The following is an 18,649-nucleotide window of genomic DNA, read 5'->3' on the forward strand; positions in this document are numbered from 1 at the left end:
CGGCGACAGCATCACCCGAACCGGCATTTCAAACGGCCATCAGCAAACCCACCTCTGGCATCACGCCGGGACAATACAGGAACGGTATCCTCAGGGGTTGAGACGCCTGCGCAAGATCGTCCAAGCCCGCAGCCTCCCCGGCTCCTATACTGGATTGCGCATTCAACTTTGACGGAACCCCATGACACCCGCACGACTCTTCCTGACCGGTGCCCGAGACACCTTGCCCCTTATTCTCGCGGCGATTCCCTTCGGCATCGTTTACGGCGCCCTGGCCATGAACAACGGTCTGTCCGAATGGGCGACGCTGGCGATTTCGCTGTTCGTTTTCGCAGGCTCCGCGCAGTTCATCGCCGTCACCCTGGTCGCCAGCGCCGCCGCCCTGCCGGTGATACTGCTGACCGTTTTCGTCGTCAACCTGCGGCACATGCTCTACGCCGCCAGCCTGATGCCCTGGGTCAGCGGCCTGCCGCAGCGGCTGCGGGCACAGATGGCCTTCTGGCTGACCGACGAAACCTACGCGGTGGTCACCAACCGCATCGGCCAGGACCCGGAGCTGAAAGGCCTGCCCTGGTATTACTGCGGCTCGGGGCTGGCGATGTACGGCAACTGGGTATTCTGCACCTGGCTCGGCATCAGCCTTGGGCAGCAGATTCCGAACCTGACCGACTGGGGGCTGGACGTCGCCATGGTGGTCGCGTTCATCGGCATCGTGGTGCCGGCGCTGCAGAGTCGTGCCCAGTGGGCCTGCGCCCTCTGCGCCGGCGTCTGCGCACTGCTGACCCATGACTGGCCGCACCAGAGCGGTCTGTTGTTCACCGCCCTGGTGGCCATCACCATCGGCGTGGTGCTGGAGCGCCGGGCGGCCAGCAATACACGGGAGACGTCGTATGAATGAAGCACTGCTGATCGCGGGTATGGCGCTGCTCACTTTCGGTCCGCGATACCTGCCGCTGGCGCTGGCGGGACGGGTGAGGATTCCACCGCTGCTGGAACAGGCGCTGCGCTTCGTGCCGATTGCGGTTCTCAGCGCCATCATCGCCCAGACCACGCTGGTGCGGAACGGTGAGATCGACGCCAGCCCCGGCAATCCCTATTTGCTCGCGGCCGTCGCAGCCGGCGTAACCGCGTATTTCAGCCGACAGCTGTTCGCCACCGTGGCGGTGGGACTGCTGGTGTACGCAGCTGCACGCTGGCTGCTGTAAGCCCGGTTATCCACTATCCTCGTCGGCCTCATCTGCAGAACGGGGATACGATTCGGCACCCTGGAACCCGGTGGCGTTCGCTGCGCTCAGGCCACCCTACGACAGCAGCTTCGCAATTCGCAGCGAGGCGCCGCTCCCACGTTTTCTGTCTGCGCCTCACGAAGCGTCTCAGTGCAGCCGCAGGGTCAGGGTATCGCCGCGCTGCACCAGCTCCAGATCCTTGATGAAGCTCATTCCCAGCAGCACCATATCCCCGGGCATGCCCGGGTTGATGTTACCCGGCACATCGTGCAACCGAATGGAGCCCAGACGCACTTCGCTAAGGCGGGTATCGAAAACCGTGGCAACGCCATTGGCGGTGGTGACGCGGGACGCGAAACCCGGCTTCAGTCCCAGCCGCTGTGCCAGACCTTCCGGTACGCTGATACGGGTCGCGCCGGTATCGACCAGAAACTGAACCGGCTGACCGTTGATCAGTCCCGGCGCGATGTAGTGACCTGCGCGATTACGCTGCAGCACCACCTCGGCCGGCCCTTCGCTGCTGATCGCGGCGAGCTCGCTATTGGGGTTGTACTGGCGCTCCAGCCAGAACTCGAAGCCTAGCACCAGCACGCCGAGCAACGACAACCAGGCGGCAAACCACATCAGGCGTCCGGCCCTGCGCGGACGATTGTCGGGAATATTCATGCCAGTAGAGGCAACTGAGCGCGGCAAAAGTTCAGCCCGGACCATTCGGCACCCCAAGGGCCTGACAAACAGCGAATTAAGCAAGGAACAGTCCAGAAGGGACGCCGGCACGATAAAAGCTGAAGCAATCTAATAAAGTCTGTTGAGAGCGATTCGTAGAAACGCTCAGTTTACAGGCCCAAACCCTCTAAATGCGGGCATATATCCCATACAGGATCGAAGGCCGCATGCCTCACGCCGAATTATTGATGAATATTTCTAATCTATTTGCTGAAAAACTGTCGCTTGAGTCAACTCAGTGCTGTCCGTAAGATGGCGTCCATCAAATGATTGCTGAGCTCTTAGGAGCCGATGGTTTGGGGACCACGTCGAATTTGCAGGCAATCGAAACCGTGACACCGAGGCACAAAGTAATGTTTCACGAATATCAGATTCAGCATTTCGCATCTGTTGGCGAAGTTAACGTGGAAAACCTGATCGCGGCCGCACGCTCCGAACGTGCCAAGATCGTACGCGCTTTTCTGTCCAGGATTTTCCGCCGTCAGGCTCAGCCGGCATTCACCCAGCCGGCATTCACCCAGCCGGCACTGCAGGCCAGCTAAGACGCTGCCCGAACCTCTTTATCGATTGACTTGTTGTTCTTGTGAACTTCGGCCGGCCCCGGAAACGGGTGTCCGGCCTTTTTTGTCGTCATCCCCGCGTAAGCGGGCAGCCAGCAGTTCCCGGTGTTTATGGATTTCCGCGTTCGCGGGAAAGACGTGCTTCTAAGGTGATCGAATTTCGAATGATGGCCGGCCGGTAACTTTCACTGCACTTTCCCGCTAATCCGCGATGAACCTTTTTATTTGGCGAACTAACAGTTGTGAGTTCCCGGTGGACAGTTAAAGCGAGCCACCGGCACCCACTCGCCACTCGCCACTTGCCGGTGTCATTCCTCACGATAGAGGTTCAGCACGCTGGAGAAGTCCAGAGCGCCATTGCCCTTGGCCTTGTGCAGACTGAACAGCGCGCGGGCCGCTGAGCCCATCGGTATCGGCGAGGCGCTCTGCTGGCTCAGTTCCATCGCCAGCCCCAGGTCCTTGAACATGAGGTTGGTCTGGAATCCGCCCTCGTAGTCACGCGACGCCGGCGCGCTTTCCATGACACCGGGCCAGGGGTTGTAGACGTTCAGCGCCCAGTTGCCGCCGGAACTCTGCTTCATGATTTCGGACAGCACGGCCGGGTCCAGGCCGTTCTTGACCCCCATGTTCAGCGCCTCGCAGGTACCGGTCATCAGAATCGCCAGCATCATGTTGTTGCAGGCCTTGGCGATCTGACCGGCGCCGTGATCGCCGGCATGGAAGATATTCTTGCCCATTTTTTCCAGCACCGGCCGGGCACGCCCGAACTGCTCGTCGGACGCGCCAACCATAAAGCTCAGGGTGCCGGCCTGGGCGCCGCCCACACCGCCGGATACCGGCGCGTCGATAAAGTCGAGACCGCGGTCGGCGGCGGTTTTCGCCACCCGCTTGGCCACTTCCGCCTCGATGGTCGAGCAGTCGATGATCAGCGCGCGGGGGTCGATGGCGTCGAGCAGCGGCTCGGCGCCGGATACGTAAAGGCTTTCGACATGCACCCCGGCCGGCAGCATGGAGATGACGAATTCCGCCTCTCTGACGGCGTCGACAGCGCTGGCCGCCTGCACGCAGCCTTCTTCGACGGCATGGGCAAGCGCCTGCTCCGACAGGTCGAAGGCCTGTACCCGATGCCCGGCCGCGGCCAGGTTGTGGGCCATGGGGCCACCCATGTTGCCCAGTCCGATAAATGCGATCGTAGCCATGATTATTATCCTTCTTGTTCGCGGAGCCCAACGTCTGACAGCGCCGGGCGCCGGTTGATGTTTAGCAGGCTGTTACGGCTTCACAGATCCGCCAGCGGGTTGTCGTCCCATGGGCTGGCGAACAGCCCGGCAAGAACGTTTTCATCGACCTCGCCCACCGACTTGAAAGTCCAGTCCGGGTTGTTGTCCTTGTCGATCAGGAGCGCGCGCACGCCTTCGCGCACTTCCCGGTAACGGCAGCACTGTACCGACAGCTCGAATTCCCGCTGAAACACCTCGCGCAGCGACAGATGACGGCAGCGCCCGAGCTGCTCGGCGATCAGCCTGAGCGACAGCGGACTGCCGTTGCGTACCGCCTTCTGCGCGCGCCTGACCCACTTGTCCTCGGTATCGAGGGCCAGCAGCGCCGCGACCACGTCCTCCACGCTGTCGTGATCGGTCAGGGTGCGAACCAGGTCGAAGTGATCGCGAATCGGCGACGCCATCCCGGCAAACGCCGGCCGCGACTCGCTCTCGAGTTCGCGCAGGACCCGGCTGACGGTACCGCCGGCATCGCGGGACCAGTCCTCGGCGGCCAGCCGGCCCACCAGACCGTCGCGCAGATCGGCGCGCACCGCCCGGTCGGCAAGCCCCAGGAACAGCGCATCGCGGGCATTGACCGGATTGCCGGTGAGGCCGAGGAACAAACCAGTGCCGCCGGGCATGCGGTTGAGGAACCAGCTGCCGCCGACATCCGGGTAAAGGCCGATGGTCACCTCAGGCATCGCCAGGTGGGAGGTTTCGGTGACCACCCGGTGGCTGCAGCCGTTCATCAACCCCATGCCACCGCCCATGACGATACCGCTGCCCCAGCAGATGACCGGCTTGGCATAGGTGTGCAGGCAGTAATCCAGCCGGTACTCGCGGCCGAAGAACTGCTCGAGAAAATCCGCGTCACCGCCGGACATTGCCTTGTACAGATTGACGATATCGCCGCCGGCACAGAACGCCTTGCTGCCCTCGCTGTCGAGCAGCACCGCCACCACGCGCTTATCATCACGCCAGCGGTCGAGCTGCGGCTGGATCAGGTCGATCATCTCCAGCGTCAGCGAATTGAGCGAACGTTCGGCGTTAAGGCGGATCTCGCCGATCAGGTGACCGTCGGCGGTCGGATGTTCGGTAAAAAGTACGGCGCTCATCATGCCTCCTCAGCGGTTTTTCCATTCGGGCTTGCGCTTTTCGAGGAAGGCGTTGACCCCTTCGCGCTGATCCTCGCTGTGGAACAGGTCGACAAACAGCTCGCGCTCGAGAATGTAGCCCTGATCCAGCGGACGGCTGCGGCTCGACTGTACCAGTGTTTTACAGGCCGCCACCGCCACGGGGCTCTGCGCAGCGACCTGCTCCGCCAGCTGCAGCGCGCGCTCCAGCGCCTGTCCCTGTGGGACCACCTCCTCCACCAGGCCGATCTTCTCGGCGCAGGCGGCATCGATACGCTCGCCGCAGAGGATCATGCGCTTGGCCCAGCCTTCTCCCACCAGCAGCGCCAGGTTCTGGGTGCCGCCGGCGCAGGGCAGCAGGCCGACCTTGGCTTCCGGCAGTGCCATCTGCGCCTGCGCTTCGGCGATGCGGATATCGCAGGCCAGCGCGACCTCGAGACCGCCACCCATGGCGAAACCGTTGATCGCCGCGATCGAGACGCCGCGAAACCGGCTCAGGGTTTCGAAGGCTTCTCCGAAGCGGCGCGCCATATCGCGCGCCACGGCGAGATCGCCGTCGGCGAACAGCTTGAGATCGGCGCCGGCGGAAAAGAACTTCTCCCCCTGCCCGGTCAGCACCAGCGCGTAGATATCGCGGTCGGCGTTCAGTGCTTCCACCAGCGCCTTCAGCTCGCCGAGGCTCGCCGCAGTCCAGGTGTTGGCCGGCGGGTTGTTCATGGTCACCAGCGCCACATGGCCCCGACGATCGCAAATCAAAGCGTCACTCATCCTGTCTCTCCTGTTAATCTCGCGTGCAACCAGGCTCCCTACCTATATGCACGTCGCGTCAAAGAAACGGGCGCAGGTGCGCGTACATATTGGTTTCTGTGACGCTCGCATTGTCCTGCGGCCGGTGATGAAGCCTCTTTGCTTCATGAATTAATCCTCCGGATTAATACCGCTGCATTCAAAGCAGTTCGGCCGCGCCTTCGCTCAGCAGCCGGCGCGAGATGATCAGTCGCATCACTTCGTTGGTGCCTTCGAGTATGCGGTGCACACGGCTGTCGCGCAGATAGCGCTCCAGCGGATACTCCTTGATATAGCCGTTACCGCCGAACAGCTGCAGCGCCTCGTCGCAGACCCGGTAACCGACGTCGGTGGCGAATCGCTTGGCCATGGCGCAGTAGGTGGTGGCATCGCCGTGCCCGTTGTCGAGCTTGCTGGCGGCAAGACGCACCATCTGGCGCGCGGCGACGAGTTCGGTCGCCATATCGGCGAGCTTGAACTGCAGCGCCTGAAAATCCGCCAGCCGCTTGCCGAACTGGCGACGCTCGAGCATGTAATCGCGCGCCTCGTTAAGCGCCTGCTGGGCGGTGCCGAGCGAACAGGTGGCGATGTTCAGACGACCGCCGTCGAGCCCCTTCATCGCCAGCTTGAAGCCCTCGCCTTCGCTGGCGAGCAGATTGCCCACCGGGACTTTCACGTCCTCGAAGGTAATCATGCGCGTCGGCTGACAGTTCCAGCCCAGCTTGTCTTCCTTGCGACCGTAGGAAATACCGGCGCTGTCGGCGTCGATCACCAGCGCCGAGATGCCCGACGCACCCTCGCCGCCGGTCCGGGCCATCACCACCAGCACATCGGTACTGCCGGCGCCGGAGATGAAACACTTGCTGCCGTTGACGATGTAGTGGTCGCCATCGCGGCGGGCGCTGGTTTTCAGCGAGGCGGCATCGGAGCCGGCATTGGGCTCGGTGAGGCAGTAGGAGCCGAGCTTGACGCCGCTGGCCAGCTCACCGGCATAGCGGTCGCGAACCAGGTCGCTGCCGAAAGTCGCCACCATCCAGGTCACCATATTGTGGATCGTCAGATAGGCGGTGGTGGAGGTACAGCCCATGGCCAGCTGCTCGAAAATGATATGGGAGTCGAGCCGGCTCAGACCCATGCCGCCATGCTCCTGCGCGGTATACAGGCTGCAGAAGCCGAGCTCGCCGGCCTTCTTCAGCACATCTACCGGAAAGTGCGCCTGCTGGTCCCATTCGGCGGCATGGGGTGCCAGTTCGTTTTCGGCGAAAGCCCGCGCCATGTCGGCGAAGGCCACCTGATCTTCATTCAGTTCAAAGTCCATAGCTATTACCCCGGTCCGAATAGCGGGGGAAGGCGATACCCTCCCCCGTACTCTAGTGTATTACTTCAGCGCGATGGTCATGTTCGGACCCGAGGCGATATCGTCCTCGAACCAGCGCGCGGTCACGGTCTTGGTCTCGGTATAGAATTTGACCGCCTGCTTGCCGTAGGCGTGCTGGTCACCGTAGAAGGACTTGCGCCAGCCGGTGAAGGAGAAGAACGGCAGCGGCACCGGCACCGGCACGTTGATGCCGACCTGACCGACCTGGATCTCGTGCTGATACTTGCGCGCGGCGGCACCGGAGGCGGTGAAGATAGAGGTGCCGTTGCCGTAAGGGTTCTCGTTGATCAGCCTGATTGCCTCGTCGAGGGTCTCGGCTTCGATGGCGACCAGCACCGGACCGAAGATTTCCTCGCGGTATATCGACATCTCGGGCGTGACCCTGGTGAACAGCGTCGGCCCGACCCAGTTGCCGTCCGGCGCGTCCGGTACCACGCACTCACTGCCATCGAGCAGGCACTCGGCGCCGGCTTCCTTGCCTTCCTGGATAAACCGCAGCACGCGCTCCTTGGCCTGGGGGTTGATCAGCGGACCGTAGCCGGCTTCCGGATCGTTCCACAGTCCCGGGCGCACCTGGGCCATCGCCTCGCGCAGTTCCGGAATCCACTTGCGCGACTCGCCAACGAACACCGCGACCGAGATCGCCATGCAACGCTGGCCGCCGGCGCCGACCGAAGCGCCGACCAGGTTGTTGATCACCTGCTGCTTCTGGGCGTCGGGCATGATCACCATATGATTCTTGGCGCCGGCAAAAGCCTGAACGCGCTTCATGTTGTCGGTGCCGGTACGGTAGATATGCTCACCGACTGCGACGGAGCCGACGAAGGAGATCGCCGGAATATCCGGATGGTGCAGCAGCTGATCGACCTGCTCCTTGCCGCCGTGAATCACCTGCAGCAGACCGTCCGGCGCGCCGGCTTCCCGGAACAGCTCGGCCAGACGCATCGGCGTCAGCGGATCCTGCTCCGACGGCTTCAGCACGAAGGTGTTGCCGCAGGCAATCGCCATCGGAAACATCCACAGCGGAATCATGGCCGGGAAGTTGAACGGTGTGATGCCGGCGCAAACGCCGAGCGGCTGGGTGTAGCTGTAGCAGTCGATCTTGCGGGCGACGTTCTCGACCGTTTCGCCCATCGACAGCGAGGCGATATTGCAGGCGTGCTCGACGACCTCGATACCGCGCCAGACATCCCCCCTGGCGTCTTCGAAGGTCTTGCCGGTCTCTTTCGCCAGGATGGTGGCGATCTCGTCGTGGTTGTCCTTCAGCAGTGCCTGGTAGCGCAGCATCAGGCGGGCGCGCTCGGAGACCGGCGTTTCCTTCCAGCTCTCGAACGCCGCCTTGGCGCTGGCCACGGCGCGATCGACCTCGGCTTCGGTGGCGCAGGGGACCTGCGCGATTACCGCCTGGGTCGCCGGATCGGTCACCGGAATCAGATTCCGGCTTTCGCTCTGGATCATCTCGCCGCCGATCAGAAGGGGGACAGTCTGTGTCATTGCTCGTCACCTGCTTATCATTGTTTTTGGGGTTGCTGAATTTGTAACACAGCCCCGGACCGGCACGGATTGATAATCTTGCGCACTTGATGGACTATATTGCTGAAGAGTACAGGATTACCCCTAGGCATGCAGCATGAGCCAACCATCGAGCTGGCCGTTATCGGTCGAGAGTATCCGTTTCGTGATGCCGCGGCGCATCGTCAAGGCGCTTTCGGAGCATCCGCTGAGCGCCGAGCTCTACCCCCTCGGCATCGGCTACTATCAGCATGCACGGGGCCACCGGATGCACCGTGCGCAGCACGATGATCACCTGCTGATCTACTGTCTGGAAGGCCGCGGCCAGCTCGAAACCGACGGCAAATCCCGTACCGTTCGCGCAGGCGACCTGGTACTGCTGCCCCGCGGACGCAGCCATCGCTACCATACCGACGAGGCCGCGCCCTGGAGCATCTACTGGATACACTTCGATGGCCCGCAGGCGGACAACTTCATCGCCGCACTCGACCCGGACCCGCAGTCGCCACTTATTCCGCTGGGCCTGCACTCCCGGCTGGTGGCCGATTTCGAAGCCCTGCTGGATGCCCGTCAGGCCAGTCATCAGCTCGACGCCTTCGTCCACTGCGCCAATCAACTGCGACAGCTCCTGACACATATTGCGCTGTTACGCCCGCTTGCCAGGCGCCAGGCGGACGACAGCCTCGATCTCGAGCGGGTACATAGTCTGATGCAGGCGCGACTGCACGAGCAGCTCGACGTCGAAACCCTGGCCGCCGCCGTCAGCCTGTCCAAGTACCACTTCATCAAGAAGTACAAGGCACTGACCGGCACCACCCCCATCAGCCACTTCATCCATCTCAAGATCGAGCGCGCCTGCCATTTGCTGGACGTCACGACCAAAGGCGTGAACGAGATCGCCTGGGCGGTGGGCTACGAGGATGCCTATTACTTCTCGCGCATCTTCAAGAAATCCATGGGCATCTCGCCGACCGAATACCGTCGCCTGCGGGTCGGGGACCTGGGGTACAAAGGCTGATCGAGGAACCCCCGCCGCCGGCGCTGGCCTAAGCTTGATGTAGAGGGCTGAAGAGGAGTGTTGCAGATGGGCAAGGGCAGCAAGTATGTCTCCCACAAGCCGGGACCCGATGGCCACATCGAATGGAGCGCAGAGGAAAACGCCATCTGGCGCATCCTTATCGAGCGCCAGCTGAAGGCTATCGAAGGCAAGGCATGCGACGAGTACCTGGCCGGCCTGGAACGGCTAGACCTGCCGCGACGTCGAATTCCGCAGCTCGAAGCGGTCAGCGCCAGACTTCGCGCCGCCACCGGCTGGTCGCTGAAAGCGGTACCGGCACTGATCAGCTTCGATTCCTTTTTCCAGGCGCTGGCAAACCGGCAGTTTCCGGTCGCCACCTTCATCCGCCGCCGCGACGAGCTCGACTATCTACAGGAGCCCGATATCTTTCACGAGATCTTCGGCCACTGCCCGCTGCTGACCAACCCCGCTTTCGCCCATTTCACCCATACCTACGGACGTCTGGGCTACGCGGCCGGCAAGGAGGAACGGGTCTTTCTGGCCCGGCTGTACTGGATGACCGTCGAGTTCGGGCTGCTGAACACCCCACAGGGACTTCGGATCTACGGTGGCGGAATCCTTTCGTCCCCCGGCGAGACCGAATACGCGGTCAACAGCCCGCTGCCGGAGCGCAAGCCTTTCGACATCCTCGAGGTGATGCGCACGCCCTATCGTATCGATATCATGCAGCCAATCTACTTCGTCATCGACGATATTGCCGAGCTGTACGAAATCGCCGAAATGGACCTGATGGCCGTGGTGCAGCAGGCCCGGGCACTGGGACTGCGCCCGCCCCGGTTCGATACCGACGACAAGCGCGCCGGGTGATCAGCAGTACAACCAACTGCCGCGCCAGCCCCCTTCGCCGCGGGGAAGTACCCGTAAGTTTGGGTACGCGGCTCCCACATGGCAACACCCGATCGTGGGAGCGGCGCCTCGCCGCGAAGGCCCTGAGCAACAACAAAAGCTTCGCCGCGGGGGCGCGGCTCCCACGATATGGAGACTCCGCCTGACCCGTGGGAGCGGCGCCTCGCCGCGAATAAGCCGGTGCGATGTTCAACAAACTTCGCCGCAGGGACGCGGCTCCCACCAGGGTGGCTAAAGCAACTCCACCGCCACCGCGGTCGCTTCACCGCCGCCGATACAGAGCGAGGCCACGCCTTTTTTCAGTCCGCGCTGCTTGAGGGCATGCAGCAGCGTCACGATAATGCGTGAACCGCTCGAGCCGATCGGGTGACCCAGGGCGCAGGCGCCACCGTTGACGTTGACCCGGGCATGATCGAGCTCCAGCTCGCGCATCGCCAGCATGGTGACGACCGCGAAGGCTTCGTTGATCTCGTAAAGATCGACCTCCTCGCGCGTCCAGCCTGCCTTGTCCAGCACCTTCTCGATGGCGCCGATCGGCGCGATGGTGAACTCCTCCGGCAACTGGGCGTGGGTGGAGTGGGCAAGGATCCGCGCCATCGGCGCAAGTCCGCGCTGCCGTGCTTCGGCTTCTGCCATCAATACCAGCGCCGAGCCGCCGTCGGAGATCGAGCTGGAATTGGCCGCGGTTACCGTTCCGTCCTTGGCGAAGGCGGGTCTCAGGCCGCGAATCTTGTCCGGCCGGGCGTTGGCGGGTTGCTCGTCGGTTTCGACCCGGGTTTCGCCGGCGCGGCTCGTTACCGTCACAGGCTCGATCTCATCGACAAAGGCGCCGGATTCGATGGCATGCCGCGCCCGCTCCAGCGATGCGATGGCAAAGTCGTCCATGGCCTCGCGGCTGACTTCGAAGCGGTCGGCCGATTGCTGCGCGAAGGTGCCCATAAGCCCTCCCTTGTAGGCATCCTCAAGACCATCGCAGAACATATGATCGATGACCTTGCCGTGCCCCATACGCATGCCTTCGCGCGCTTTCGGCAACAGATAGGGCGCCTGGCTCATGTTTTCCATGCCGCCGGCCACCATCACCTGTGCGGAGCCGGCACGGATCTGGTCGTGCGCCAGCATTACAGCCTTCATGCCGGAGCCGCACATCTTGTTAACCGTGGTGCAGCCCGCCGACACCGGAATTCCGGCGCCCAGCGACGCCTGGCGCGCCGGCGCCTGCCCCAGCCCCGCAGGCAGCACGCAGCCCATCACGACCTCGTCGACGTCGGCAGGCTCAAGGCCCGCGCGCTCGAGCGCCCCCCTGATGGCGACGGCGCCCAGCTCTGGCGAACGCACCGAAGACAGACTGCCCATCATTCCTCCCATCGGGGTACGGGCAGCACCGACAATCACGACCGAATCCTGGCTCATAGCAGCACCTCAGTTTACGTAAACGTCAATTATTATGATTTGAAGCATAGCACAGGCCAAATCCGCCAGGCTACCGCTTCCGCCGCATCCACAGTCCGGCATCACCCGCTCGGGCAGACGCAGGTTCGAAACACAGACGACTTCCATTGCTCCGGTAACGCATCGAGGCCGGACCACGAACACCCGTCCCCCGCCGCTGCGGATCGGCAAAGCCCACCAATACAGACATACCCTTACGACCTTAGTTTGAGCATCACTTCCGGCGCTTGCGCTGCATTCAAGCGAAAATTTATATATTTCAGATAGTTAAAAAAAAGATGTCGGGCAGGTTAAAATTTCAGCTATTGTTAGATACATATTTACGTTTACGTAAACATACATTAATCTCGGAGCTCAGATGCATGACTGACGAAACAACCTACTCCATCAGCGATTTGTCGCAGGAGTTCGATATCACCACCCGAAGCATCCGCTTCTACGAAGATCAGGGCCTGCTGTCGCCGCAGCGTCGCGGCCAGACCCGGATCTACAGCCGCCAGGACAGGGTTCGCCTGAAACTGATCCTGAGGGGCAAGCGGCTCGGGTTTTCGCTTAACGAGTGCCGTGAGCTACTGGAGCTCTACGATCACACGACCAGCGGAAGCGAGATGCAGCTGCAGCTACTGCTGACCCGGATTACCGAGCGGCGCGCGGTGCTGGAGCAACAACTGAAGGATATCGAACTGATGCAACGCGAGCTGGACAGCGTGGAACAACGCTGCCGCGAGGAGCTGCAGGAACGGCACGGCCAGGCCACAAAAGACTCGGTCGCCTGAGCGCAGATTGCCTGATGGAAAACAAAAACAAAGGGCTCCCCCAGCGACAGGGCCCACCATCAGGAAGGCACAACCCATGGCGCAGACCGGAAATAGCGGTACCAACAGCGATCTGACGGCGCTCGACCTCGTCGTTCCGCCGCGGCAGACACTGCCGGAGCATCTGCAGCGCTACTTCGACAAATGCGAGGAGAAACTCGGCCTCGTTCCCAACGTACTGACCGCCTACAGCCACAACCCCGGCCAGCTCGAAGCCTTTTCCCGCTTCTACAACGAACTGATGCTGGGCGACGGCGGGCTGAGCCCGCTGGAGCGCGAAATGATCGCGGTCGCGGTGTCGGCCGTGAACCGCTGCTACTACTGCCTGACCGCCCACGGCGCGGCGGTACGCGAGTACTCGGGAAATCCAGAGCTCGGCGAGCAGCTGATGATGAACTACCGCGTCGCCGACCTTGGTCCGCGGCAGCGAGCCATGCTCGACTTCGCCGTGCACCTGACCGAACACCCCGATCGCGTCGGCGAAGCCGAACGCCAGCAACTGCGCGATGCCGGCTTCAGCGACGCCGAGATCTGGGACATCGCCAGCCTCACCGGCTTTTACAACATGACCAACCGCCTGGCGGGCGCGGTCGAGATGCAACCCAATTCCGAATACCACGCCCGCCATCGCGGGCGCCATGGCACCTGAATCACCACCATAAACGTCTTGGGCATAACAACAAGAGGTCTCCTCGATGACTAATGCGCTTCCCAGCTATAGCAGTGGCACCAGCAACAAACCCCTGATCGGCATGACGATCGGCGACAAGTTCGATCAGATCGCCGCGACCTACCCGGACAATGACGCCCTGATCGTGCGTCACCAGGGCATTCGCTGGAGCTATCGCGAATTTCAGCAACAGGTCAACCGCTGCGCCAGAGCGCTGCTGGCGGTCGGTATCCGCAAGGGAGACCGCGTCGGTATCTGGTCGCCGAACAATGCGCAGTGGACCACACTGCAGTTCGCCACCGCCAAGGTCGGCGCCATCCTGGTGAATATCAACCCGGCCTACCGCCTGCATGAGCTCGAATACGCGCTGAACCACTCCGAAGCCCGGATGCTGGTAATCGCCGAACGTTTCAAGAGTTCCGATTACACCCAGATGCTGTACGAGCTGGCGCCGGAGCTGAAAGCGGCTGCGCCGGGAGAGCTCAAGGCCGCCAAGCTGTCGCACCTCGAGATTCTGGTGAATCTGGCGGAGCAGCCCTATGACGGCATGTGGCGTTGGGACGACCTGATCGAGCAGGCCGACGGCACCGACGAAGCACGCCTGGCAGAAGCGCAGTCAGGCCTGCAGTTCGACGACCCGATCAACATCCAGTACACCTCGGGCACCACCGGCTTCCCGAAAGGCGCTACCCTCACCCACCACAACATTCTCAACAACGGCTATTTCGTCGCCGAAAGCATGAAGCTCACCGACCAGGACCGGCTGGTGATCCCGGTCCCGCTGTACCACTGCTTCGGCATGGTCATGGGCAACCTCGGCTGCATGACCCATGGCGCCACCATGATCTACCCAGGCGAAGGCTTCGAGCCGAAATCGGTGCTGGACGCGGTGGCCGAAGAGCGCGCCACCGCGCTGTACGGGGTTCCCACCATGTTCATCGCCGAGCTCGAACATCCGGACTTCGCGCAGTACGATCTGAGCTCTCTGCGCACCGGCATCATGGCGGGGTCGCTCTGTCCGTCCGAAGTGATGAAGGCGGTCAACTCGAAGATGCATATGCAGGAAGTCCAGATCGCCTACGGCATGACCGAAACCAGCCCGGTTTCGACCCAGACCGCCGCCGACGACCCGTTCGACAAACGCGTCACGACGGTCGGCCGCACACAGCCTCACCTGGAGTCCAAGGTCATCGACCCGGCAACCGGCGGCGTGGTGCCCCGTGGCGAGATCGGCGAGCTTTGCACCCGTGGCTACAGCGTCATGCTGAAGTACTGGAACAACGAAGAGGCGACCCGCGACGCCATCGACGAAAACGGCTGGATGCACACCGGCGACCTGGCGACGATGGACGAAGAGGGTTACATCCAGATCGTCGGTCGTATCAAGGACATGGTGATCCGCGGCGGCGAGAACGTCTACCCGAAGGAAGTCGAGGAGTTTCTCTACAGCCACCCGGCGGTATCGGATGTCCAGGTCACCGGCGTGCCCGACAAGAAGTACGGCGAGGAGCTGATCGCCTGGGTCAAGCTGCGCACCGACGCCGACCCGGTAACGGAGGACGAACTGCGGGCATTCTGCAAGGGCCAGATCACGCACTTCAAGATTCCGCGCTATTTCAAGTTCGTCGAGGAATTTCCGATGACCGTGACCGGCAAGATCCAGAAGTTCAAGATGCGCGAAATCTCCATCAAGGAACTCGGACTCGACGACTGACGGCATCGGGCATGGAGCACTACCATCGCCACCTGAGTATCGACACCCTGCTTGAGCGACTTCGCAACGCCTATCCGCAGGGTGCCGACGCCTGGCAACTGGCACCGGTCGATCAGCTTCATACCGGCGGCATCCGGGCATCGCTCAGTCTGTGCGAGCGGGTGCAGCGGCTCGGAAGCCGCTGCATTCTCGACATTGGCGCCGGTAGCGGCGGCCTGCTGCACCTGCTGGCGCAATTGCCCGATACCCGGGTCGTCGGCATCGACCTGTGCCATGCCTACAACCGCCTGAACCGCGGCCTTGGCGATATTCGCCGGCAATCACGGGCGCCGGCGCTCTGCACCGGCGACGCGGCAGCCCTGCCCTTCGCCGACCAGGCTTTCGATACCCTGGTGATGCAGCACAGCCTGCTCAACATGCCCGACAGCGCCGGCGTTCTGCGCGAATGTGCACGGGTCCTTGAGCCCGGCGGTCATCTGTTGCTGCACGAACTGGTGCAGGGTCGCTCCCCCGGCCCGCTGCACTACCCCGTCCCCTGGGCTGACAGCCCCCGCGACTCCCATCTCGAAGACAGCAGCCGCCTGCAGCAGCGCCTGCTCTGTGCGGGCTTCGAAATCATCGAGTGCCGCGACCTCACAGCCAATACGCTCGACTGGCGCCAGCGTCAGCAAACCAAGGAACGCGATCCGGCCCGAGCGGCGAAGGCCCCGGTTTCGCCGCGCTGGATACTGGGCCCGGACTTTCCGCAACGCGCCGACAACCTGCTGCGAAACCTTTGCGATGGTCGGGTTGCCGCCATCGAACTGCTGGCCCGGCTGCCGGCATAATCCGGATTCCGCCCGGCCCCGTTTGCGCGCAGACTTCAGGGCGGATGTCTATACTCAAGCCCTGAATGGAGAAACCGGCCCCAGTGTACTGCTTCCCCCTCAGCGATACCTGCGGCGAGATACCGGCTATCGGGTCGCGCAGTACAGGACGGCCGGAACACAAAGGAGAGACGACATGGCGCTCATGTTGTCGTACAGGCAAACGATCGGCGGCCAGGATCGCATCAGCCGGCCGGGACGGATCGCATGGCCCTGAACAGCCGCCGCCGGCGGGCTGCGCGCCTGCTTCTTGCATTACTGGGCACCATTGCGCTGCTCGCGATTCTGCTCATCTGGATCACCCTGCTGATCCAGTCGGGCACGCGCGCCTTCAGCAGCGGCGAAAACCTCTGGTCCCGCGGCTATCAGAACGCCCTTTTCTTCGCTGACCGCTACGCCGAAGCCGGCGCCCCCGAGGACCTTCGCCAGGCACTGCGGTTTCTGTCGGTACCCCTCGGCCACTACCAGGGCCGGCGAGCACTGGAACAGAACCCGCCGGATCTCGAGCGGGCCCGGCAGTCATTGCAGGCAGGCGGCATTTCAGAAAGCGATATCGAGCTCCTGATCTGGACCCATCGCTATTTCAGCCGCCTGCCCTTCATTTCCGAGACCCTGCGCAACTGGCGTGCCAGCGACACGCGACTGATGCAGTTGCAGCAGCTGATAGAAGACGTGGTGCACGCCCGCGGCCAGACCGAACTCGACGCCGAGCTGATTGCGCGTCAGCGCGCCGAGTTGCGTACGATCAGCGAGTCCCTGGGGCCGGCTCCGTCGCCCTTTGCCGGTTCGCTGCGCCAGGGTGAACGGGCGCTGCGCAGCGCGCTGATCGCCGCCAGCACCCTGGCGATGCTGATGCTGGTGCTGCTCAGCTGGCGTCTCAGCCGGCGCCTGCTGGAGGCGCTGCACGCAGCGGAAGGCAAGTTCCATACGGCATTCGAACAGGCCGCCATCGGCATGGCCGAAGTCGGCCCGGACGGCCATTTCATCGAGGTCAACGAGGCCCTTTGCCGTATGCTGCGGTATGACCGGGAGGACCTTCTCGGCACCCCACTGCAACGTTACACCCACGCCGAGGATATCGACAGCAGCAACCAAGCGCTGAAGCGGCTGACATCCGGCGTCTCCCGCTCCGAAACCTACGACAAGCGCTACATCAGCCGCGATGGCGAGACCCTCTGGACGCGGCTCACGGTATCGTCGGTGCGCGACGGCGACGGGGACCGGCTGCGGCTGTTTTCCATCGTCGAAGACATCACCCATGCCCGCAAGCTATCGGACGAACTGAGCTATCGCGCCAGCCACGACGGCCTGACCGGGCTCTGGAACCGGCAGGAATTCGAACTCCGGTTGCAACAGGCGGTGCAGGATGCCCGCACCAATGACAGCCAGCATACCCTGGCCTTCATCGACCTGGATCAGTTCAAGGTCGTCAACGACACCTGCGGCCATATCGCCGGCGACCATATGCTGTGCCAGGTGGCCCAGGTACTTCGAAACCATCTGCGCGATCATGATCTGCTGGCACGGCTCGGGGGTGACGAATTTGCCGTGCTGCTGCACGATACCACGGGCGATGGCGCCAGGCTTGCCGCGGGCAAGCTGCATCAGGCAATAAAGGACTACTGTTTCCACTGGCAAGGGCGCAACTTCAGCCTCTCGAGCAGCATCGGGCTCGCCACCATCAACGGCAACAGCCATGACAGCACCTCGGTGCTGCAGGCGGCCGATACCGCCTGCAACATGGCCAAGGACAGTGGCCGCTCACGCATCCATTTCTACCTCGAGCGCGACAGCGCCACCGAACACCGGCGCCGCGAGATGGAGTGGGTCAGCGGCATCCGCGATGCGCTGGACAACGCCCGCCTGAGTCTGTTCGCACAACGTATCCGGGCGCTGGATGGCGACCGGCCCGAGCGCTTCGAGGTGCTGGTTCGCCTGACCGACGCCGAGGGTATCGAGCACCCTCCCGGCGCCTTTATGCCCGCCGCCGAGCGTTACAACCTGATCGGGGAAATCGACCGTTTCGTACTGACGCGCACGCTGCAGTTGCTGGCCCGCCAACAGGACCGGCTCGCGCGGATCGACGCCTGCCATATCAACGTCTCGGCCCGCTCCATCGCCTGTCCCGAATTTCGCGCAGAAGTGACCCGAACACTGCGACAGTCCGCCCTCAAAGGCCCCAGGATCTGCTTCGAGATCACCGAAACCGCGGCGGTCACGAGTCTGCACGACGCCCTCGAATTCATCGCCAGCGTACGCGAGTTGGGGTGTCAGGTTTCGCTGGACGATTTCGGCAGCGGCCTGTCGTCTTTCGGCTATCTCAAGAACCTTCCGGTGGATCTGCTCAAGATCGACGGCAACTTCGTGCGCAGGGTGCACGAAAGCCCGGAGGACAAGGCCATCGTGCAGGCGATCAACCATGCCGCCCAAGCCCTGCAAAAGGCCACCGTCGCCGAGTTCGTCGAGCACGGCGATGCCATCGAAGTGTTGCGCGAGATCGGCGTCGACTACGTTCAGGGCTATGCCGTGCATCGCCCCGAACCCCTGGAGCAGCTGCTGGCCCGCAGTGGCAGTGGTGCAATGCCGCCTTCCAGCGACCGGCTGGCGACCACCAGCGGGCACTGA

General features: G+C 62.8%; 17 protein-coding genes. 10 read left to right on the plus strand and 7 right to left on the minus strand.

What is annotated here, in order from left to right; translation table 11 throughout:
• Positions 1 to 181 precede the first annotated feature (181 nt).
• Together IEX85_RS09975 and IEX85_RS09980 are read left to right on the plus strand one after the other, a co-directional pair.
• A complete protein-coding gene (locus tag IEX85_RS09975) occupies positions 182 to 898 on the plus strand; it encodes an AzlC family ABC transporter permease (RefSeq protein ID WP_188860431.1) in 717 nt (238 codons plus the stop codon).
• Entirely contained in the window at positions 891 to 1,205 is a 315-nt protein-coding gene (locus IEX85_RS09980; protein ID WP_188860432.1) for an AzlD domain-containing protein, read from the plus strand. Before IEX85_RS09975 ends, IEX85_RS09980 begins: the two co-directional genes overlap by 8 nt.
• 168 nt (positions 1,206 to 1,373) lie before the next feature.
• Here IEX85_RS09980 and IEX85_RS09985 read toward each other — a convergent pair whose 3' ends face one another.
• On the minus strand, positions 1,374 to 1,892 hold the full coding sequence (locus tag IEX85_RS09985) for a retropepsin-like aspartic protease family protein (protein WP_188860433.1): 519 nt from the start codon (positions 1,890 to 1,892) through the stop codon (positions 1,374 to 1,376).
• 326 nt (positions 1,893 to 2,218) lie between these two features.
• Here IEX85_RS09985 and IEX85_RS09990 point away from each other — a divergent pair, with 326 nt between their 5' ends.
• Complete coding sequence (locus IEX85_RS09990) at positions 2,219 to 2,494, plus strand: hypothetical protein (RefSeq protein WP_188860434.1); 276 nt, start codon at positions 2,219 to 2,221, stop codon at positions 2,492 to 2,494.
• A 326-nt stretch (positions 2,495 to 2,820) separates the two neighbouring features.
• On the opposite strand, the gene mmsB is transcribed toward IEX85_RS09990, so the two are convergent.
• The 5 genes from mmsB to IEX85_RS10015 form a co-directional block, all read right to left on the minus strand.
• On the minus strand, positions 2,821 to 3,711 hold the full coding sequence (mmsB, locus tag IEX85_RS09995) for a 3-hydroxyisobutyrate dehydrogenase (protein ID WP_188860435.1): 891 nt from the start codon (positions 3,709 to 3,711) through the stop codon (positions 2,821 to 2,823).
• Positions 3,712 to 3,791: 80 nt separating this feature from the next.
• Complete coding sequence (locus IEX85_RS10000; protein WP_188860436.1) at positions 3,792 to 4,889, minus strand: enoyl-CoA hydratase/isomerase family protein; 1,098 nt, start codon at positions 4,887 to 4,889, stop codon at positions 3,792 to 3,794.
• Positions 4,890 to 4,898: 9 nt separating this feature from the next.
• Positions 4,899 to 5,675 (minus strand): enoyl-CoA hydratase, encoded by a 777-nt coding sequence (locus IEX85_RS10005; protein WP_188860437.1) that lies wholly within the window; start codon positions 5,673 to 5,675, stop codon positions 4,899 to 4,901.
• 178 nt (positions 5,676 to 5,853) lie between these two features.
• Positions 5,854 to 7,011, minus strand: coding sequence for an acyl-CoA dehydrogenase family protein (locus IEX85_RS10010; protein WP_188860438.1), 1,158 nt, complete (start codon positions 7,009 to 7,011; stop codon positions 5,854 to 5,856).
• 60 nt (positions 7,012 to 7,071) lie between these two features.
• Entirely contained in the window at positions 7,072 to 8,565 is a 1,494-nt protein-coding gene (locus IEX85_RS10015; protein ID WP_188860439.1) for a CoA-acylating methylmalonate-semialdehyde dehydrogenase, read from the minus strand.
• 136 nt (positions 8,566 to 8,701) lie between these two features.
• Between IEX85_RS10015 and IEX85_RS10020 the strand changes: the two genes are divergently transcribed.
• Positions 8,702 to 9,601 (plus strand): AraC family transcriptional regulator, encoded by a 900-nt coding sequence (locus IEX85_RS10020; RefSeq protein ID WP_188860440.1) that lies wholly within the window; start codon positions 8,702 to 8,704, stop codon positions 9,599 to 9,601.
• 66 nt (positions 9,602 to 9,667) lie between these two features.
• Entirely contained in the window at positions 9,668 to 10,468 is an 801-nt protein-coding gene (gene phhA / locus IEX85_RS10025) for a phenylalanine 4-monooxygenase (protein WP_188860441.1), read from the plus strand.
• A 270-nt stretch (positions 10,469 to 10,738) separates the two neighbouring features.
• Here the strand turns inward: phhA and IEX85_RS10030 are convergent, their stop codons facing one another.
• A complete protein-coding gene (locus IEX85_RS10030) occupies positions 10,739 to 11,920 on the minus strand; it encodes an acetyl-CoA C-acyltransferase (RefSeq protein ID WP_188860442.1) in 1,182 nt (393 codons plus the stop codon).
• A gap of 401 nt (positions 11,921 to 12,321) precedes the next feature.
• On the opposite strand from IEX85_RS10030, the gene IEX85_RS10035 reads away from it, so the two are divergent.
• The 5 genes from IEX85_RS10035 (at position 12,322) to IEX85_RS10055 (ending at position 18,649) form a co-directional block, all read left to right on the plus strand.
• A complete protein-coding gene (locus tag IEX85_RS10035) occupies positions 12,322 to 12,735 on the plus strand; it encodes a MerR family transcriptional regulator (RefSeq protein WP_188860443.1) in 414 nt (137 codons plus the stop codon).
• A 76-nt stretch (positions 12,736 to 12,811) separates the two neighbouring features.
• A complete protein-coding gene (locus IEX85_RS10040; RefSeq protein WP_188860444.1) occupies positions 12,812 to 13,423 on the plus strand; it encodes a peroxidase-related enzyme in 612 nt (203 codons plus the stop codon).
• 46 nt (positions 13,424 to 13,469) lie between these two features.
• Positions 13,470 to 15,158 carry an AMP-binding protein gene (locus IEX85_RS10045; RefSeq protein ID WP_188860445.1) on the plus strand — a complete coding sequence of 563 codons (1,689 nt, stop codon included), beginning with the start codon at positions 13,470 to 13,472 and terminating at the stop codon, positions 15,156 to 15,158.
• 11 nt (positions 15,159 to 15,169) lie between these two features.
• Complete coding sequence (locus IEX85_RS10050) at positions 15,170 to 15,985, plus strand: class I SAM-dependent methyltransferase (RefSeq protein ID WP_188860446.1); 816 nt, start codon at positions 15,170 to 15,172, stop codon at positions 15,983 to 15,985.
• A gap of 246 nt (positions 15,986 to 16,231) precedes the next feature.
• Complete coding sequence (locus tag IEX85_RS10055) at positions 16,232 to 18,649, plus strand: EAL domain-containing protein (RefSeq protein ID WP_188860447.1); 2,418 nt, start codon at positions 16,232 to 16,234, stop codon at positions 18,647 to 18,649.

The organism is Marinobacterium nitratireducens, from assembly GCF_014645375.1.
Taxonomy (GTDB): Bacteria; Pseudomonadota; Gammaproteobacteria; order Pseudomonadales; family Balneatricaceae; genus Marinobacterium_A; species Marinobacterium_A nitratireducens.

Excerpts from the sequence above, each read along its gene's own strand:
- IEX85_RS09975 (WP_188860431.1), top strand. The coding sequence starts at position 182 with ATGACACCCGCACGACTCTTCCTGACCGGTGCCCGAGACACCTTGCCC.
- IEX85_RS09980 (WP_188860432.1), top strand. The coding sequence starts at position 891 with ATGAATGAAGCACTGCTGATCGCGGGTATGGCGCTGCTCACTTTCGGT.
- IEX85_RS09985 (WP_188860433.1), bottom strand. The coding sequence starts at position 1,892 with ATGAATATTCCCGACAATCGTCCGCGCAGGGCCGGACGCCTGATGTGG.
- IEX85_RS09990 (WP_188860434.1), top strand. The coding sequence starts at position 2,219 with ATGATTGCTGAGCTCTTAGGAGCCGATGGTTTGGGGACCACGTCGAAT.
- mmsB (WP_188860435.1), bottom strand. The coding sequence starts at position 3,711 with ATGGCTACGATCGCATTTATCGGACTGGGCAACATGGGTGGCCCCATG.
- IEX85_RS10000 (WP_188860436.1), bottom strand. The coding sequence starts at position 4,889 with ATGAGCGCCGTACTTTTTACCGAACATCCGACCGCCGACGGTCACCTG.
- IEX85_RS10005 (WP_188860437.1), bottom strand. The coding sequence starts at position 5,675 with ATGAGTGACGCTTTGATTTGCGATCGTCGGGGCCATGTGGCGCTGGTG.
- IEX85_RS10010 (WP_188860438.1), bottom strand. The coding sequence starts at position 7,011 with ATGGACTTTGAACTGAATGAAGATCAGGTGGCCTTCGCCGACATGGCG.
- IEX85_RS10015 (WP_188860439.1), bottom strand. The coding sequence starts at position 8,565 with ATGACACAGACTGTCCCCCTTCTGATCGGCGGCGAGATGATCCAGAGC.
- IEX85_RS10020 (WP_188860440.1), top strand. The coding sequence starts at position 8,702 with ATGAGCCAACCATCGAGCTGGCCGTTATCGGTCGAGAGTATCCGTTTC.
- phhA (WP_188860441.1), top strand. The coding sequence starts at position 9,668 with ATGGGCAAGGGCAGCAAGTATGTCTCCCACAAGCCGGGACCCGATGGC.
- IEX85_RS10030 (WP_188860442.1), bottom strand. The coding sequence starts at position 11,920 with ATGAGCCAGGATTCGGTCGTGATTGTCGGTGCTGCCCGTACCCCGATG.
- IEX85_RS10035 (WP_188860443.1), top strand. The coding sequence starts at position 12,322 with ATGACTGACGAAACAACCTACTCCATCAGCGATTTGTCGCAGGAGTTC.
- IEX85_RS10040 (WP_188860444.1), top strand. The coding sequence starts at position 12,812 with ATGGCGCAGACCGGAAATAGCGGTACCAACAGCGATCTGACGGCGCTC.
- IEX85_RS10045 (WP_188860445.1), top strand. The coding sequence starts at position 13,470 with ATGACTAATGCGCTTCCCAGCTATAGCAGTGGCACCAGCAACAAACCC.
- IEX85_RS10050 (WP_188860446.1), top strand. The coding sequence starts at position 15,170 with ATGGAGCACTACCATCGCCACCTGAGTATCGACACCCTGCTTGAGCGA.
- IEX85_RS10055 (WP_188860447.1), top strand. The coding sequence starts at position 16,232 with ATGGCCCTGAACAGCCGCCGCCGGCGGGCTGCGCGCCTGCTTCTTGCA.